Source organism: Acidiphilium iwatense (genome assembly GCF_021556475.1).
Lineage (GTDB): Bacteria > Pseudomonadota > Alphaproteobacteria > Acetobacterales > Acetobacteraceae > Acidiphilium > Acidiphilium iwatense.
On the sequence record NZ_JAKGBZ010000008.1, the window covers coordinates 25,750 to 40,886 of the forward strand.

17 protein-coding genes and 1 tRNA gene are annotated in these 15,137 nt (G+C 66.7%); 13 read left to right on the top strand and 5 right to left on the bottom strand.

Annotated elements, in window-relative coordinates; translation table 11 throughout:
• Window positions 1–3 precede the first annotated feature (3 nt).
• Window positions 4–1,020: a cobaltochelatase subunit CobS gene (gene cobS / locus L2A60_RS05865; protein ID WP_235703440.1), complete on the bottom strand. Its 1,017-nt coding sequence runs from the start codon at window positions 1,018–1,020 to the stop codon at window positions 4–6.
• Between the two features lie 63 nt (window positions 1,021–1,083).
• Complete coding sequence (locus L2A60_RS05870) at window positions 1,084–1,677, bottom strand: J domain-containing protein (RefSeq protein WP_235703441.1); 594 nt, start codon at window positions 1,675–1,677, stop codon at window positions 1,084–1,086.
• A 63-nt stretch (window positions 1,678–1,740) separates the two neighbouring features.
• Between L2A60_RS05870 and L2A60_RS05875 the strand changes: the two genes are divergently transcribed.
• A complete protein-coding gene (locus tag L2A60_RS05875) occupies window positions 1,741–2,013 on the top strand; it encodes a BolA family protein (protein WP_235703442.1) in 273 nt (90 codons plus the stop codon).
• A gap of 25 nt (window positions 2,014–2,038) precedes the next feature.
• The gene (locus L2A60_RS05880) at window positions 2,039–3,208 is read left to right on the top strand and encodes an MFS transporter (RefSeq protein ID WP_235703443.1); all 1,170 of its coding nucleotides are present in this window, start codon (window positions 2,039–2,041) and stop codon (window positions 3,206–3,208) included.
• On the opposite strand, the gene paaG is transcribed toward L2A60_RS05880, so the two are convergent.
• Window positions 3,180–3,974 carry a 2-(1,2-epoxy-1,2-dihydrophenyl)acetyl-CoA isomerase PaaG gene (gene paaG, locus L2A60_RS05885; protein ID WP_235703444.1) on the bottom strand — a complete coding sequence of 265 codons (795 nt, stop codon included), beginning with the start codon at window positions 3,972–3,974 and terminating at the stop codon, window positions 3,180–3,182. The genes L2A60_RS05880 and paaG overlap by 29 nt on opposite strands.
• Before the next feature lie 71 nt (window positions 3,975–4,045).
• Here paaG and L2A60_RS05890 point away from each other — a divergent pair, with 71 nt between their 5' ends.
• Entirely contained in the window at window positions 4,046–4,993 is a 948-nt protein-coding gene (locus L2A60_RS05890; protein ID WP_235703445.1) for an isoaspartyl peptidase/L-asparaginase family protein, read from the top strand.
• Between the two features lie 74 nt (window positions 4,994–5,067).
• Complete coding sequence (locus L2A60_RS05895; protein ID WP_235703446.1) at window positions 5,068–6,132, top strand: aspartate-semialdehyde dehydrogenase; 1,065 nt, start codon at window positions 5,068–5,070, stop codon at window positions 6,130–6,132.
• Between the two features lie 96 nt (window positions 6,133–6,228).
• Here L2A60_RS05895 and L2A60_RS05900 read toward each other — a convergent pair whose 3' ends face one another.
• On the bottom strand, window positions 6,229–8,814 hold the full coding sequence (locus L2A60_RS05900) for a beta strand repeat-containing protein (protein ID WP_235703447.1): 2,586 nt from the start codon (window positions 8,812–8,814) through the stop codon (window positions 6,229–6,231).
• 190 nt (window positions 8,815–9,004) lie between these two features.
• Between L2A60_RS05900 and L2A60_RS05905 the strand changes: the two genes are divergently transcribed.
• The 6 genes from L2A60_RS05905 to L2A60_RS05930 all read left to right on the top strand — a co-directional run bounded on the left by L2A60_RS05905 (window position 9,005) and on the right by L2A60_RS05930 (window position 11,859).
• A tRNA-His gene (locus tag L2A60_RS05905) sits at window positions 9,005–9,080 on the top strand.
• A gap of 90 nt (window positions 9,081–9,170) precedes the next feature.
• Window positions 9,171–9,806, top strand: a complete 636-nt coding sequence (locus L2A60_RS05910) for a MarC family protein (protein WP_235703448.1) — start codon at window positions 9,171–9,173, stop codon at window positions 9,804–9,806.
• Between the two features lie 97 nt (window positions 9,807–9,903).
• Complete coding sequence (locus tag L2A60_RS05915) at window positions 9,904–10,257, top strand: integration host factor subunit beta (RefSeq protein WP_235703449.1); 354 nt, start codon at window positions 9,904–9,906, stop codon at window positions 10,255–10,257.
• 35 nt (window positions 10,258–10,292) lie between these two features.
• Complete coding sequence (locus L2A60_RS05920) at window positions 10,293–10,553, top strand: lipopolysaccharide assembly protein LapA domain-containing protein (protein WP_235703450.1); 261 nt, start codon at window positions 10,293–10,295, stop codon at window positions 10,551–10,553.
• Complete coding sequence (gene pyrF / locus L2A60_RS05925) at window positions 10,550–11,245, top strand: orotidine-5'-phosphate decarboxylase (protein WP_235703451.1); 696 nt, start codon at window positions 10,550–10,552, stop codon at window positions 11,243–11,245. The genes L2A60_RS05920 and pyrF overlap by 4 nt, the downstream gene beginning before the upstream one ends.
• Window positions 11,242–11,859, top strand: coding sequence for a phosphoribosylanthranilate isomerase (locus tag L2A60_RS05930; protein ID WP_235703452.1), 618 nt, complete (start codon window positions 11,242–11,244; stop codon window positions 11,857–11,859). Before pyrF ends, L2A60_RS05930 begins: the two co-directional genes overlap by 4 nt.
• A gap of 4 nt (window positions 11,860–11,863) precedes the next feature.
• On the opposite strand, the gene mutM is transcribed toward L2A60_RS05930, so the two are convergent.
• Window positions 11,864–12,691, bottom strand: a complete 828-nt coding sequence (mutM, locus tag L2A60_RS05935; protein WP_235703453.1) for a bifunctional DNA-formamidopyrimidine glycosylase/DNA-(apurinic or apyrimidinic site) lyase — start codon at window positions 12,689–12,691, stop codon at window positions 11,864–11,866.
• 28 nt (window positions 12,692–12,719) lie between these two features.
• Here mutM and L2A60_RS05940 point away from each other — a divergent pair, with 28 nt between their 5' ends.
• The 3 genes from L2A60_RS05940 to dut are packed head-to-tail and all read left to right on the top strand — an operon-like array spanning window position 12,720 to window position 15,129.
• A complete protein-coding gene (locus L2A60_RS05940) occupies window positions 12,720–13,472 on the top strand; it encodes a class I SAM-dependent methyltransferase (protein ID WP_235703454.1) in 753 nt (250 codons plus the stop codon).
• On the top strand, window positions 13,460–14,668 hold the full coding sequence (coaBC, locus tag L2A60_RS05945) for a bifunctional phosphopantothenoylcysteine decarboxylase/phosphopantothenate--cysteine ligase CoaBC (protein WP_235703455.1): 1,209 nt from the start codon (window positions 13,460–13,462) through the stop codon (window positions 14,666–14,668). The genes L2A60_RS05940 and coaBC overlap by 13 nt, the downstream gene beginning before the upstream one ends.
• Entirely contained in the window at window positions 14,665–15,129 is a 465-nt protein-coding gene (gene dut / locus L2A60_RS05950; protein WP_235703456.1) for a dUTP diphosphatase, read from the top strand. The genes coaBC and dut overlap by 4 nt, the downstream gene beginning before the upstream one ends.
• The last annotated feature ends 8 nt before the right edge of the window (window positions 15,130–15,137 follow it).

Here is a 15,137-nt window from a genome sequence, read left to right on the forward strand (position 1 = left end):
GGCTCAGGCTGACCGGCGCGGCATCACGCCGGTTTCGACCTCATCATTGAAGCAGCGCTGATAGTATTCGGCGACCGTGCTGCGCTCCGCCTCGTCGCATTTGTTCAGGAAGGTCAGGCGGAACGCGAAACCGAGATCGCCGAAGATGTGAGCGTTTTCGGCCCAGGTGATGACGGTGCGCGGCGACATCACGGTCGAGATATCGCCGTTGATGAAGCCGGCGCGGGTGAGATCGGCCAGCGCCACCATGCTTTCAATGCGCTTGCGTTCGGCGGCGTTGCCCGGCTCGATTCCGAGTTTCGCCATCACGATCGCGACTTCCTGGCCGTGCGGCAGGTAGTTCAGCGTGGCGACGATGTTCCAGCGGTCCATCTGGCCCTGATTGATCTGCTGGGTGCCGTGATAGAGGCCTGTAGTGTCGCCGAGGCCGACCGTGTTCGCGGTGGAAAACAGCCGGAACGCCGGATGCGGGCGGATCACCCGGTTCTGGTCGAGCAGGGTGAGCTTGCCTTCCACTTCCAGCACCCGCTGGATCACGAACATCACGTCCGGCCTTCCGGCATCGTATTCATCGAACACCAGCGCACACGGGTGCTGCAGCGCCCAGGGCAGCAGCCCCTCGCGGAATTCGGTGACCTGCTTGCCGTCCTTCAGCACGATCGCGTCCTTGCCGATCAGGTCGATGCGGCTGATATGGCTGTCCAGATTGACCCGGATGCAGGGCCAGTTCAGCCGGGCGGCAACCTGCTCGATATGGGTCGATTTGCCGGTGCCGTGATAGCCCTGGATCATGACGCGACGATTCAGCGCGAAGCCGGCGAGGATGGCGAGGGTGGTTTCACGGTCGAATTTATAGGTGGTGTCGATCTCCGGCACGTGCTCGGTGCGCTCGGAGAAGGCCGGAATGTCGAACCCGCACTCGATGCCGAAGACCTCGCGCGCTGAAACCCGGCGGTCCGGCAGATTGATCGCCGAAGTCGGCTTGCCGCGGGTTTCGGCCAAGGCAGCGATATTGTTCATCGATCGGTCATCCTGTTTGTCCCATGTGGTCAGACTACTCGCCGTGACGCGGGCCGCAAGCCTTCACGCCTGCGCCGGCGCCGCAACCCGACCCCGCGGCAGGTGGCTGCGCAGCGTGGCATAGGCGAGGTTGATGGTTTTCAACCGTTCCTCCGCCCCCTTGTCGCCGCCATTGGCATCGGGGTGGTGCCGTTTGGCGAGTTCCTTGTAGCGCGATTTCGCGACCTCGCGCGTCACCGGCCAGCCGAGGCCGAGCACGCCGAGCGCCTCGCGCAGTTCCGGCGGCGTGCGTTCCGCCTGCGGGCTCGCATGAGCGCGGCCGATCCCGGCGAAGGCGGCGAGTTCGGCTTCCAGCGCCTCGCCGATGCCGCCATTGCGCCCGAGCGGCCAGGTCGGCCGCTGCCAGCCGGTATCGGATCGGAGATTGGCCTCGATCTCGCCGGGGCTCATGCCCTTGTAATAATCCCACGCCAGATTGTAGGCGCGGACATGCTCCAGGCAGAACCAGAAATATTCGCGCAGATTGTCGCGCGATTTCGGCGCGCGGTAATCGCCGGGGCGATGGCACTCCGGCATATCGCATTCGCGGCCCGGTGCGTCCGGGTCGGGCGCGAAGGCACGCACGCGTCTGGTGGATCGTGGTGGTACGCTCGTCATGAATGGTAATTTGCCCTTTGCGGGCGTCTTGGCAACCTCGGATCGGTAGCGCACAATCCACCCATGACATCCCGCACCGAGCGCATCCGCAACTTTCTGACCACATCCTTCGAGCCAATCGTGCTCGATATCGAGGACGACAGCGCCCGCCATGCCGGCCATGCCGGAGCCGCCCCCGGCGGCGAAACCCATTACAATGTCCGGCTGGTCTCGCCGCGATTCGCCGGAATGAGCCGCGTCGTCCGCTCGCGCGCAGTGCATGACGCGCTGAAAACGGAGTTCGATGCCGGACTGCACGCGCTCTCGCTCGATCTCAAGGCGCCCGGCGAGGGGTGATATCGGCACTACCCGCGCCCTATTGTTGGATCGCCGCTTCGCCGCCCTGTTCTGGTGCCAGGGCTTTGCCGCGTTCAATGACAATTTCCTGAAAACCGCCCTCACGGTTCTGCTTCTCTACCGGACGCACGGCGCTTCAGCGCTGATCGCCCTTGCCGGCGCGGTGTTCATCGCCCCGTTCCTGCTCTGCTCGGGGATTGCCGGCGAACTCGCCGACCGGATCGACAAGGCGGTGATCGCGACCAGGGTGAAGGCGGTGGAAATCGCCGCCGCCGGCCTCGCCGTGGTGGGATTCCTGCTGCAATCCGTGCCGATATTGTTTCTCGCCCTCACCACCTTCGGCGTGCTCGCGGCTTTGTTCGGCCCGGTGAAATACGGATTGCTGCCCGACCTTCTCGCGACCGAGCGACTGCCCTTGGCCAATGCGATGGTCGATTTTGCGACCTTCCTCGCGATTCTCCTTGGCACCGCGGTCGGCGGCGCCCTGGGCACGCGCGATCCGAACCTGCTCGCCGCAATCGTGATGGGGTTCGCGCTCGCCGCCTATGGCACGGCCAGGCTGATTCCGCGCCCCGGCGCCGCGCGGCCCGATCTGCCGCTCCGCGCCAATCCGGTCGCCGCCTCGCGCGACCTGATCCGCGCGCTGCGCAGCCCGCCTGAATTATGGCGTGCCGCCCTGGTCAATACCTGGTTCTGGGCTGCGGGAATCATCTGCCTGACGCTCCTTCCCATCCTCGTCAAACAGACGCTGCATCGCGGGCCGGGCTCGGTGACGATCGGGCTGACGATATTCTCGCTCGGCATCGGCGCCGGGTCGTTTCTCGCGGCACGCATGATGCGCGGGCGCATTTCGCTCCGGCCGGCGACCCAAGGCACGATTGCGCTGGGCGTCAGCGCGCTGCTCGCCGGCGCGATCGCGGCACCTCGCCTTTATCCGGCCGTTCTCGGCGTCCTGTTCATCGTGGCGGCGAGCGGCGGGCTGATCGCGGTGCCGAGCTTCGCCGCCGTGCAGGCCTGGGCCGATCCGGGATCGCGCGCGCGGGCCGTCGCCGGAACCAATATTCTCTCCGCCGCCGCGATGGTCGCCGCGACCCTGATCCTCGCGGTTCTGCTCCATGCCGGCATCGGCCCCCGCGCGATTTTCGCCGGGCTTGGCGCGGCGGCGCTTATCGGCGGCTTGCTGGCGCGCCGGTGAACCGGGCCGGGCGCTTCTCGGCGAAGGCGCGCACGCCCTCGACGAAATCCGGGGTGCGGCCCAGCCCGCGCTGCAAATCGCGCTCGAGATCGAGCTGCGCATCCATATCGTTGGTGCCGGAAGCGTTCAGTGCGCGCTTGATCGCCGCGAGCGCCTGGGTCGGCTTGGCGGCGAGATCGGCGGCGAGCGCGAGCGCCGCATCCATGAACCCCTCATCGGGCAGGCAGCGCCAGATCAACCCCCACTCCGCCGCCTGGCGCGCGGTGATGGTCTCGCCGGTCATTGCAAGACCGCGCGCCCGCGCGTCGCCCACGAGGTGCGGCAGAAAATGCGTGCCCCCGGCATCCGGCATCAGCCCGATACGAATGAAGGCCTGGGTGAAATTCGCCGACTCGGCGGCGATCACGATATCGGCGGCGAGCGCCAGATTCGCCCCCGCCCCGGCCGCGACGCCGTTCACCGCGGAGACGACCGGCTTCGGCAGCGTGCGCATCCGGCGCACCAGCGGATTGTAGTGTTTGTCGATCGACGCGCCGAGATCGCGCATCTCGCTGCCCATGTTCTGGGTAAGATCGGCGCCGGCGCAAAAACCGCGCCCAGCGCCGGTCAGCAGCACCGCGCGCACCGAATCGTCCGACTCGATCGCGGTGAAGGCGTCGGCCAGCGCCTCATGCATGGCTGGGTTGAGTGCGTTCAGCTTTTCAGGCCGGTTCAGCGTGAGCACGCGCACCGCGCCCTCGCTGTGAACGATCAGATCCTCGGCCATGTCATCCTCCCGGTTGATTTGTCGCCCATAGTGTGGCGCAGCCTGCCCAATACGGCAATGAGGGGGAATTCATGACGATCACCATCGCGATCCATGGCGGCGCGGGTACCATGCGCGCTTCGGAGATGACGCCGGAGATGGCCGAGGCGCGGCACGAAGGACTGCGCCGCGCGCTGCGCGCCGGCTGGGCGGTGCTCGCCGCCGTCGGGTCGGCGCTCGATGCGGTGACCGAGGCAGTGTGCGCACTGGAGGACGATCCCCTGTTCAATGCCGGCCATGGCGCGGTGCTGACCGATGCCGGCACGATCGAGATGGACGCCGCGATCATGAGCGGGGCGGACCGGAGGGCCGGCGCGGTGGCCGGAATCTGCGGCCCGCGCAACCCGGTGCGCGCCGCCCGCGCGGTGATGGAGACCACGCCGCATCTGCTGATGATCGGCGATGGCGCCCTGTCGGTTGCGCGCGATGCGGGCCTGCCCTTCGAACCGGCTGTCTATTTCGAGACGCCCAGCCGCCGCGCGGCGCTGGAGCGCGAACTCGCCCGCCGTGCTTCGGGCGCGCCCGACACCCGCTCGGACGCTGATCGTCACGGCACGGTCGGCGCCGTCGCGCGCGATGCTTCGGGGCATCTCGCCGCCGCCACATCGACCGGCGGGATGACCGGCAAACGCTCCGGCCGGGTGGGCGACACGCCGATCATCGGCGCCGGCACCTTCGCCGATGATGCGACCTGCGCGGTGAGCTGCACCGGCACCGGCGAGGTGTTCATCCGCTTCGCCGCCGCCACCGAAATCGCCGCACGGCTCCGCTATAAGGGCGTGGCGCTCGAACCGGCCGCCGGCGACGTGATCGCCGAACTCGCCGCCCATGGCGGCGACGGCGGGCTGATCGCACTGGGGGAATCGGGCGAACCCGTCCTGCCGTTCAATTCGTCGGGCATGTATCGCGGCTATATCGGCGCGGACCGGATATTGCGCACCGCGATCCATCGCGAGGCGTTCCGTGTCGCGAAACCCTGAGATGCAGGCAATCTGCTTGCATCGCGGCTGCGCGAAAGCTACCTCATAACTCCAATATCTTTGGGGGTTTTGCCATGGCGTTCAGGGTTGCGGTTGTCGGTGCCACCGGGGCGGTCGGGCGCGAGATGTTGAAGACGCTCGCCGAACGCGATTTCCCGGTCTCCGAGGTCATCGCACTCGCCTCGCCGCGTTCCGCCGGCCAGCAGGTCAGCTTCGGCGAGGATCGCGTGCTGACCGTGCGAAACCTGGAGACTTTCGATTTCGCGGGGGTCGATTTCTGCCTGTTTTCGCCGGGCGCTTCGGTTTCGGCGATTCACGCGCCGCGCGCGGCGGCTGCGGGCTGCATCGTGATCGACAATACCAGCCAGTTCCGCATGGACCCGGACGTGCCGCTGGTGGTGCCCGAGGTGAACCCGCAGGCGCTGGACAAATTCGCGGCGCGCAAGGACTGGCGGCGGATCATCGCCAACCCGAACTGCTCGACCATTCAGATGGTGGTCGCGCTCAAGCCGCTGCACGACCGATTCACGATCAGGCGTGTCGTGGTCTCGACCTATCAGTCGGTGTCCGGCGCCGGCAAGGAAGGCATGGACGAGTTGGAGCGCTCGACCAAGGCCACCTACGTCAACGACACGATCAAGCCGGAGATTTTCACCAAATCCATCGCCTTCAACGTCATCCCGCATATCGATCGGTTCATGCCGGACGGGTCGACCAAGGAAGAATGGAAAATGACGGTCGAGACGCGGAAAATCCTCGACCCCGACATCGCGGTGATGGCAACCTGCGTGCGGGTTCCGGTGTTCATCGGCCACGCCGAGGCGGTGCATGTGGAATTCGCCAACCCGGCCCCGCTGGATAAGGCGCGCGCCGCGCTACGTGCGGCGCCTGGGGTCATCGTGTTCGACGAGCGTGACGACGGCGGCTACATCACCCCCGCCGAATCGCAGGGCGAGGATGCGGTCTATGTCTCGCGCCTGCGCGTCGATCCTACCGTGCCACACGGCCTCGCTTTCTGGTGTGTATCCGACAATCTGCGCAAGGGCGCGGCGCTGAACGCGGTTCAGATCGCCGAAACCATGGTCGCGCGCGGCCTGATGGAGCGTCAGGCCGCGAGATCCGAGCCTCTTAGAGCGTGATGACTTTAAGCCGATCACGCTCTGCTCTTGTTTTGGCGAGCAAGTTGGCCGGTTTTGATCGAACCATCATGTTCGATCAAAACCGGCCAACTTGCTCTAGCGAAGAATCGTCGTCGAGCCCGGTCCCGCCGTGCCGGTCAGGGGCTGGGTGACGCCGATCAGGGTGACGCCCGCCCCGTTCGACAGGGTGAGGGTCTCCGAACCGCTGATCGCGCCGGGCGTTTGCGCCGAAACCGTAACGCCGTCCGCCAGGGTGACGGTGCTGTTCTGGCCGAATCCGACGATGGTGGCCGTCACATCCTTCGATGCGGTTCCGAACAGGAAGTTGTTGCTCGCACCCAATGCCGCGGCGCCGGTCATCGTCTCCGAGCCGCTGCCGGCGATGAAGAGATTCGCGCCGGCCGCCCCCAGCATTGTGGTCGAACCCGCGCCGCCGATCAGAGTGGAATTGCCGCCGCCCGCGACCAGAAGGCTGGTCGCGCCGGAGCCGCCGGTCAGCAGGTTGTTGCCCGACGTGCCGCCGAACAGGACGGTGGACCCGGCTCCGCCCGAGGCGGTCACCGCGCCCGTACCCTGGGTGACGATGAGGCTGCCGGAACCCCCGGCGATCGACAGAGTGGCGCCGCCGCCGAACACGGTCAGATCCGTGCTCACCGCGACGGTATCGCTGCCGCCATTGGCGAACAGGACGGAGCCTTGCGCGCCGGTCACCGAGACCATGTTGTCGCCGGCCCGCGTGACCAGCAGGTTGTTGCCGGTGGCGGCGACGCTGTCGCCAAAGACAAGGGCCACCGCCTTGCCGGCGAGGGTCACGAGATTGCCGCCGTCGGTCTGGCCGAGAGCCACCTCGGCGTTGCCCGAGGCGGCGATCGTGCTGCCGGTGATCTGGCCGGAGGCGATCACGCTGTCGCCGAGCGAAACGAAATTGCCGCTGCCGTTCAAGAAGACCCGCGTGGTCCCCGAGGCGGCGATCGACGCGCCGGTTCCGTATTCGAACAAGGGGCCGGCAGTGGCGGCGATGCTATTGTCGGTCCCGAAATCCGCGATGCTGGCGCCGCTGCCGGTGATCGTCGCATCCGCGCCGACGGTCAGCAGATTGCCGGTCGCCCCGAGCGTCGCCGCGGCGTCGGTGCCGGTGCCGGTGATGAAGACGTAGCTGGAACTCCCCATCGAGACCGCGTTGATCGTATCGAACGTGCCATTGACGTTGACCGTGTCGGCATTGCCGGCGGCGGTGATGCTGGCGCCCGACGTTCCCTGGTGAAGACCGACATAGGTGTTCGCGCCGGTCACGGTGATGACGCTGTTATTGTTGAAGGCGACGATCCGGTCCTGCGCCGTCGAAATCACCGTGTCGCTGCCCGCATCCAGCGTGATCGTGTTCTGTCCGCCGCCAGTGCTGATGACGTTGCTGCTCGCTCCGCCGCCATTCGCCTGGACGGCGGTGACGGTATTCGCCCCGCCGCCGAGCAGAACGACGCTGCTTTTGCCGTCGAGGGTGAAATTATCGTTGCCGCCGCCGCCGATGATGGTGGTCGTGCCGCTGCCGCCCTGCGGATCGTAGGTGACGTTGCTGCGCGAGGTGGCGAGGAACAGCGCGGGCGAGCCGCCGCCGCCCAGCACGGTGGTATTGCCCGGCGCGTCATCCACCAGGACAGTCCCGCTACCCAGCAGAAATGTGACGCCGCCCGGCGTCGTGATGAAATCGACCGGCTGCCCGCCCGGCTGATTGACCAGCGCGTTCAGCAGCGCCTGCGCCGGCGCCTGCGCCGGGTAAGCGACGAGCAGCCCGATGGTCCCGGCCGATCCGCCGTTGATCGTCACGTTGTAGACCGTCGCGGCGGCATCGGCGGTGAACTGATCGCCGGTGCCGGTGGCATAGACCGTCGCCGCGCCAGTTACCGTGATGTCGTCATCGGCGCCGAGCACCTGAACCAGGCTCGACCCACCGATGCTGAGCTGATTGTTTGCCGCCTGCGCGCCGACCGATACCGGTCCGTTGCCGGCGACCGCGATCACGTTCCAGCTGCTCGCCACGTTCAGCGTATCATTGCCCGCCGACATCACCGTGCTCTGGCCGGCGTTGAGATTGATCAGGTTGTTGCCGCCCTGGGTGGTGATTTCGTTGTAGCTCGTCCCGCCGGCAACGTTCTGCGCCGCGGTGACGGTGTTGTCGCCACCGGCCAGAACGACGGCGTAGTTGATCCCGTCGAGCGTGATGTCGTTGTTGCCGCCACCGCCATAAACCGTGGTGATGCCGCCGACATCGCCCTGGCCGTCGAAGGTCACGTCGCTTCGCGCGCTGAAGACGATCAGCCCGTTCTTTTCGTTGCCGCCATTGACGGTGACCGCGCCGGCGACATCGACGATTTCGCCGCTATACCCGGCGCCAGTCGCCGGGTCGTAGGCCGGCAGATCGACAGTGCCGCCGGCCTGCCCCTCGATCAGGGCGTAAGTCTGAACGCCGAAGCCGCCACCCGGCACCGAAAGCGTAGCCACCTGCCCGCCGGTCAGGCTCACCGTCTCGACCGCCGCGGTGATGAACTGGTTGCCGTTCTTGATCAGGTTGGTGACGTTGTTGTCAAGGGCCTGCTGAACCTGCGGCGCGATCGCCGTGTCGACCGCGATTGTGGCGCCGCTGACCGAGGAGGTCGCAAAAGTAACATTGGATGTGCCGGACACGTGGATTCCTTCAACCTGAATGAACAATCGTTTATTTTCTGGTATATTAAACAAAAATCAAGACGATTCAATCTTGTTACAGTGACAATCGGCAAACAATTTTCCAACGCCCGCCCGGCTGCGACCGTCCTTCGGGCAGATGGCGGAATTGACGAGAGCGGGCCGACCGGCCTAAACCGCCCACGTCGTGGCGGACGTAGCTCAGTCGGTAGAGCGCCAGGTTGTGGTCCTGGATGTCGTGGGTTCGATCCCCATCGTTCGCCCCAATTCCCCGCCTGCATGGCATGCGACGTGGACAAGCGGTTCCCGCTCCGCCATGACAGCGCAATGATCGCCCCCATCGCCGCACGCCGGACATGCTGAGCCAGCTTACCGGCGATTTTCTCTACGCGACGGTCGCGCTGTTCGTGATCATCGACCCGATCGGCACCGCGATCATCTTCGCCGCGCTGACCACGCATGACGATGCGCCGAAACGGCAGGTCATCGCGCGGCGCGCCTCGATCATCAGTTTCGTCGTTCTGCTGATCTTCGGGCTCGCCGGCGAGGAGTTGCTGCGTTTGCTCGGAATCGGCATCCCCGCGCTGCAGATCGCCGGCGGCGCACTGCTGTTCCTGTCGGCGAAAGACATGGTGACGGCGAAAGGCGAATTGCGTGCGACCGACCAGGAGCGCGAGGCGGCCCGCACCACGACCGAGGATATCAGCGTGTTCCCCCTCGCGATCCCGCTGATCGCCGGGCCGGGGGCGATGACCACCATGGTCCTGCTTCATGCCAAGGCGAACGGCCAGCCAGGGGCGATCGCGGCGGTCAGTATCGCGCTCGGGGCGATGATCGTCGCCACCTTCGTTGCGATGCTGGCGGCCCGCACCCTCGCGCGACTGATGGGCGCGACCGGAGCCAGCGTGGTGGGCCGGGTTCTCGGCATTCTGGTCGCGGCGCTGGCCGCCCAGTTCATTCTCGAAGGGCTGCATCAGGCCCTTCATCTTTGATGCGGAAAAATCTTCCCTGATTTCAATAATCTAGAGAAAACCCCCGTTGACCAAAGCGTGACCCTCTGGCAGATTCACTAAATCGGGAGGCGGGATTATGACGAGGTCGGAATTGATCGCCGCTCTGGCGGCCGATCATCCCCATTTGACGGTCGCGGATGTCGAGCGGATCGTTGCCGCCCTGTTCGACGAAATGACCGCGACTCTGGCGCGCGGCGGGCGAGTCGAATTGCGCGGCTTCGGCGCATTTTCGGTCAAGCGCCGGCAGGCGCGCGCCGGCCGCAACCCGCGCACCGGCGAGACGGTGGATGTCACCGAAAAAACCGTCCCGTTCTTCCGGGCCGGACGGGAATTGCGCGAGATGATCAATGCGGGCATGAGAGCGCCGGCCGAAGCGGGCGAGGCCGAACCCGCCCTCGCCGAACCGAAGCGCAAAGGGATTAAACGCTGAAATTTCTCCGTGTTTTTCTGGGTGCCGTCGTTCTGTTGGCACTCGTCGTGTTCCTGCTGTCGAACCGCGATCTGGCGATGATCTCGTTCTGGCCGTTCGGCCCGCTTGGCTCCGCCGCGGTGGGTGCGATCGTGCTGATCGCCTTCGCCCTCGGCATTCTGGCCGGAATGTTGATTCACCTGCCGCACCGGGTTCGTGCCAGCCGCCGCGCCCGGCGCGCGGAACAGCAGGTCGCCACACTTCAGACGGCGCAGGCCGGACAATCCCCACCCGCGCCGCCCACCCTGCCGCCATGATCCGTCCGCCACGGCGCCTGATCGCGGCGATCGACACTGCCGATCCATCCCGCGCGCGCGATCTGATTCGCGCGGTCTCGCCGCATTGCGGCCTGGTGAAGCTGGGGCTCGAAGCCTTCTGCGCCCTCGGCCCCGCGGCGCTCGACGACGCGGAGCAAAAGCCGGTCTTTCTCGATCTCAAGCTGCACGACATTCCGAACACGGTCGCGGGCGCGGTACGCGCGCTGCTGCCGCGCCAACCCGCGATGCTCACCATCCATGCCAGCGGCGGTGCGGCGATGATCGAAGCCGCCCGGAATGCCGCCGAAACGGGCGGCACCGCCCGGCCGATGCTTCTCGCGGTGACGGTTCTGACCAGTCTGTCCGCCGAAGCCCTGTCGGAAACCGGGATTGCCGGAGGGCCGCGCCGGCAGGTGCTGCGCCTCGCCCATCTTGCCCTTGGCGCGGGCGCCGACGGGCTGGTGTGCGGTGTCGCCGAAATCGCGCCACTGCGTGACGCGTTCGGCGCCGGGCCGGTGCTCGTGGTGCCGGGAATCCGCCCGCTGGGCTCGGATGCCGGCGATCAGGCACGGGTTGCCACCCCGGAAGCCGCGATCGCCGCCGGGGCCGATTACCTCGTGGTGGGGCGGCCGATCACCGGGGCGGCCGATCCGGCTTCGGCGGCGGCGGCGATCGCCGCCGCGATCACGTGACCGCGCGGGTCAAAATCTGCGGCATCAACAGCCGTAGCGCCTATCGCGCCTCGGTCGACGCTGGCGCGGACTGGGTCGGGTTCGTGTTTTTTCCCCACTCGCCGCGTTACGTGACCGCCGAACAGGCGCGTGCCATCGCGACCGAAGACGGCCCGCCGCGCGTCGGCCTGTTCGTCGACCCCGATGCGGCGGTGATCGCCTCGGTTCTCGACACGGTCCGGCTCGACATTCTGCAACTCTATGCCGGAGAAAAAACCTGCCGGGCGATGCGCGCGCGGTTCGGCCTGAAAGTCTGGCGCGCGGTCGGCGTCGCCTCGGCCGCCGATCTGCCGGACAGCGATGAGGGGCTGGACGGGTTCATCATCGAATCGAAAATGCCGCCCAATGCCAGCCGTCCCGGCGGCAATGCCGCCGCGTTCGACTGGACGATCGCGAAAGGCTGGGCCGCGCCCGCGCCCTGGCTTCTGGCCGGCGGCCTCACCCCAACCAATGTCGCTGGGGCGATCGCGGCGAGCGGTACCGCCGCTGTCGATGTGTCCTCCGGGGTGGAAACCGCGCCAGGCGAAAAATCCCCTGCCCTGATCCACGATTTCATCAGGGCCGCGAAAACCTGACCCATCATCTTTGCGTTCGTGGACAAGCATAGGTGGCGCGATTCGACTGCACCGAACGTACGATTCCAGTGCAAGCGGGTGGGCCGGGGCAACGTTCGCAGGGCGCGCCGGCGCGGCCATAGACCTTCCAAGCGTGCTGGAAATAGCCGAGTTCGCCAGAGGGTTGCGCATAGTCGCGCAGGCTCGACCCGCCGGCGGCGATCGCCTCGGTCAAGGTGGCTTTGATCGCCGGCACCAGCTTTTTCACTCGCGCTGCCCCCAGTTTGCCTGCAAGGCGGCGCGGGCTGATTTCGGCGCGGAACAGCGCCTCGCTGACATAGATATTGCCGAGCCCGGCGACCACCGACTGATCGAGCAATGCCGCCTTGATCGACGTCGCCTTGCCCGCGAGCGTCGCACCCAGCACCGCCGCGTCGAAGGCCGGCTCCAGCGGCTCGGGTCCCAAGGGCGCGATCAGCCGATGCGCGTCCTCGGCGCTGGTATCCACCAGATCGAGCGCGCCGAACCGGCGCGGATCGACGAAGCCGATCACCGCCCCCTCCTCGGTCTCGATAGTCAGATGCTGGTGCGCGACAGGCTCCTGGTCGATCGTCATCCGGCCCGACATGCCAAGATGGATCAGCACCGACACCCCGCGATCGAGCCGCATGAACATGTATTTGCCGCGTCGCCGGAACCCGGCCACGCGCGCGCCGGCGACCGCCTGCACGAACCCGTCCGGCACCGTCCAGCGCAGATCGGTGCGCGCGAGCGACAGGCGGGCGATACGCCGCCCTTCGAGCTTCGCCGCCAGGCCGCGCATCACGGTTTCAACCTCGGGGAGTTCCGGCATGATGAATTTGCCGCTATAGCCTGACCTCATGGCCGATACCAGACGCAGCGATACCGTCGATTTCGGTTTTTCCTCCGTCGCGCGCGAGGAGAAACGCCTGCGCGTGCGCGACGTGTTCGACAGCGTCGCCCGCCGCTACGATCTGATGAACGATCTGATGTCGCTCGGCGTCCATCGGCTCTGGAAGCGCGATTTCGTCGCGATGATGGACCCGCGGCCAAACCGCATTTTGCTCGATCTTGCCGGGGGTACCGGCGATATCGGCTTTCTCTGGCGCAAGCGCGGCGGCGGGCCGGTTCTGCTGACCGACATCAACGAGCAGATGCTCGGCGTCGGCCGCGCGCGCGCCGAGCAGCGCGGACTGATCGGCGGGATTTGCTTCGCGGTGGCCGATGCCGAGTCGCTGCCGGTGCCGGACCGCACGGTCGATCGTGTGTCGATCGCCTTCGGGCTGCGCAACTGCACCGACAAGGACCGCGTGCTGGCCGAGGCGTTCCGCGTGCTCAAGCCGGGCGGGCGGTTCTTCTGCCTGGAGTTCTCGACGCTGCAAGTCGCCGTCGCGGCACCGCTCTACGAACGCTGGTCTTTCGCAGCACTGCCCGCGATCGGCGAACGGGTCGCCGGCGACCGGGCAAGCTATCAATATCTCGCCGAAAGCATTCGCATGTTTCCCGATCAGGACACTCTCGCCGCGATGATGCGCGGAGCGGGTTTCGCGCGGGTCGCCTATCGCAATCTGACCGGCGGAATCGCCGCGATCCATTCGGGATGGCGGCTGTGAGCGAGGCACTTGCCGGCGGCCGCATTCTGCTGATCGTCTCGGGCGGCATCGCGGCCTATAAATCGCTCGAACTGGTCAGGCTCTTGCGCAAATCCGGCGCCTCGGTGCGCGCGGTTCTCACGCGCGGCGGTGCCGAATTCGTCACCGCCCTGTCCTTGCAGGCTTTGTGCGAAGACCGGGTCTATACCGATCTGTTCTCGCTCACCGACGAAAGCGAGATGGGCCATATCCAACTCTCGCGCAGCGCGGATCTGCTGGTGGTCGCGCCGGCCTCGGCGGATATTCTCGCGAAAATGGCGGCCGGGCTCGCCGACGATCTCGCCACCACGCTTCTGCTCGCGACCGACAAGCGGGTTCTGATCGCGCCGGCGATGAATGTGCGCATGTGGCAGCACCCGGCGACCATCGCCAATCTCGCGACCTTGTGCGCGCGCGGCGTTCTGGTCGTCGGCCCCGATGACGGCCCGATGGCCTGCGGCGAATTCGGCCCCGGCCGGCTTGCCGAGCCGCCGGTGATTCTCGATGCGATCGCCTCGGCACTTCGCCCGATAGGCACGCTGACCGGGCGTCACATCCTGGTCACCAGCGGCCCGACGCATGAGCCGATCGACCCGGTGCGCTACCTCGCCAATCGCAGTTCCGGCAGGCAGGGTCATGCGATCGCCGCATCGCTCTCCCGGCTCGGCGCGCGCGTCACCCTGGTTTCCGGCCCGGTCGCGCTCGAAGATCCCGCCGGTATCGCCACCATCCATGTCGAAACCGCGCGCGAGATGCGCGATGCGGTGCGCAACGCGCTGCCCGCCGACGCCGCGGTGTTCTGCGCCGCCGTCGCGGACTGGCACGCCGAGACCGCTTTGCAGAAGATCAAGAAGAACGGTGCGGCGCCGAACCTACAACTTGTTGAAAACCCGGATATCCTCAGGGAAGTTTCCCGGCTTGACGAGCAGCGTCCGCGCCTCGTTATCGGTTTTGCCGCCGAGACCGAGAACCTGATCGAGAATGCGCGGCGGAAACGCGCGCGCAAGGGCTGCGACTGGATCGTCGCCAATCTGGTCGGTACGGCCTCGGACGTGATGGGCGGGATGGAGAACGAGGTGACACTGGTGACCGAAAACGATATCGAACCCTGGCCGCGCGCCGGCAAATCCGCGATCGCGGAGCACCTCGCCGCCCGAATCGCGGAGGCGCTGGCATGAGCGTCACCGTCGCGGTCAAGCGCCTGCCGCACGGCGCCGATCTGCCCTTGCCGGATTATGCGACGTCCGGCTCGGCCGGGCTTGACCTGCTCGCCGCTGTCACTGATCCGGTGGTAATTGCCCCGCTTGGCCGGGCGCTGATTCCGACCGGATTGTCGATCGCGCTGCCGCCGGATTTCGAGCTGCAGATCCGTCCGCGCTCGGGCCTGGCCCTCAAACACGGCGTCACTCTTCCAAACAGTCCCGGCACGATCGACGCCGATTACCGCGGCGAAATCCAGATCATCGTGCTGAATGCCGGCGCCGAGGCCTTCACCGTCACCCGAGGGATGCGCATCGCCCAGGCCGTGCTCGCGCCGGTCAGCCGGATCGCCTGGTATGAGACCGCCGATCTCGACCGCACCGCGCGCGACGCCGGCGGATTCGGCAGTACCGGCACGCAAATCGTGATGGGAGGTTAGGGAGTTTA

What these genes read in the sequence shown, in the direction of transcription:
- L2A60_RS05890 (WP_235703445.1), top strand. Translation starts at nt 4,046, where the DNA reads ATGACGATCACCATCGCGATCCATGGCGGCGCGGGTACCATGCGCGCT.
- pyrF (WP_235703451.1), top strand. Translation starts at nt 10,550, where the DNA reads ATGATCCGTCCGCCACGGCGCCTGATCGCGGCGATCGACACTGCCGAT.
- L2A60_RS05895 (WP_235703446.1), top strand. Translation starts at nt 5,068, where the DNA reads ATGGCGTTCAGGGTTGCGGTTGTCGGTGCCACCGGGGCGGTCGGGCGC.
- L2A60_RS05940 (WP_235703454.1), top strand. Translation starts at nt 12,720, where the DNA reads ATGGCCGATACCAGACGCAGCGATACCGTCGATTTCGGTTTTTCCTCC.
- L2A60_RS05875 (WP_235703442.1), top strand. Translation starts at nt 1,741, where the DNA reads ATGACATCCCGCACCGAGCGCATCCGCAACTTTCTGACCACATCCTTC.
- paaG (WP_235703444.1), bottom strand. Translation starts at nt 3,974, where the DNA reads ATGGCCGAGGATCTGATCGTTCACAGCGAGGGCGCGGTGCGCGTGCTC.
- L2A60_RS05915 (WP_235703449.1), top strand. Translation starts at nt 9,904, where the DNA reads ATGACGAGGTCGGAATTGATCGCCGCTCTGGCGGCCGATCATCCCCAT.
- coaBC (WP_235703455.1), top strand. Translation starts at nt 13,460, where the DNA reads ATGGCGGCTGTGAGCGAGGCACTTGCCGGCGGCCGCATTCTGCTGATC.
- dut (WP_235703456.1), top strand. Translation starts at nt 14,665, where the DNA reads ATGAGCGTCACCGTCGCGGTCAAGCGCCTGCCGCACGGCGCCGATCTG.
- mutM (WP_235703453.1), bottom strand. Translation starts at nt 12,691, where the DNA reads ATGCCGGAACTCCCCGAGGTTGAAACCGTGATGCGCGGCCTGGCGGCG.
- L2A60_RS05910 (WP_235703448.1), top strand. Translation starts at nt 9,171, where the DNA reads ATGCTGAGCCAGCTTACCGGCGATTTTCTCTACGCGACGGTCGCGCTG.
- L2A60_RS05870 (WP_235703441.1), bottom strand. Translation starts at nt 1,677, where the DNA reads ATGACGAGCGTACCACCACGATCCACCAGACGCGTGCGTGCCTTCGCG.
- cobS (WP_235703440.1), bottom strand. Translation starts at nt 1,020, where the DNA reads ATGAACAATATCGCTGCCTTGGCCGAAACCCGCGGCAAGCCGACTTCG.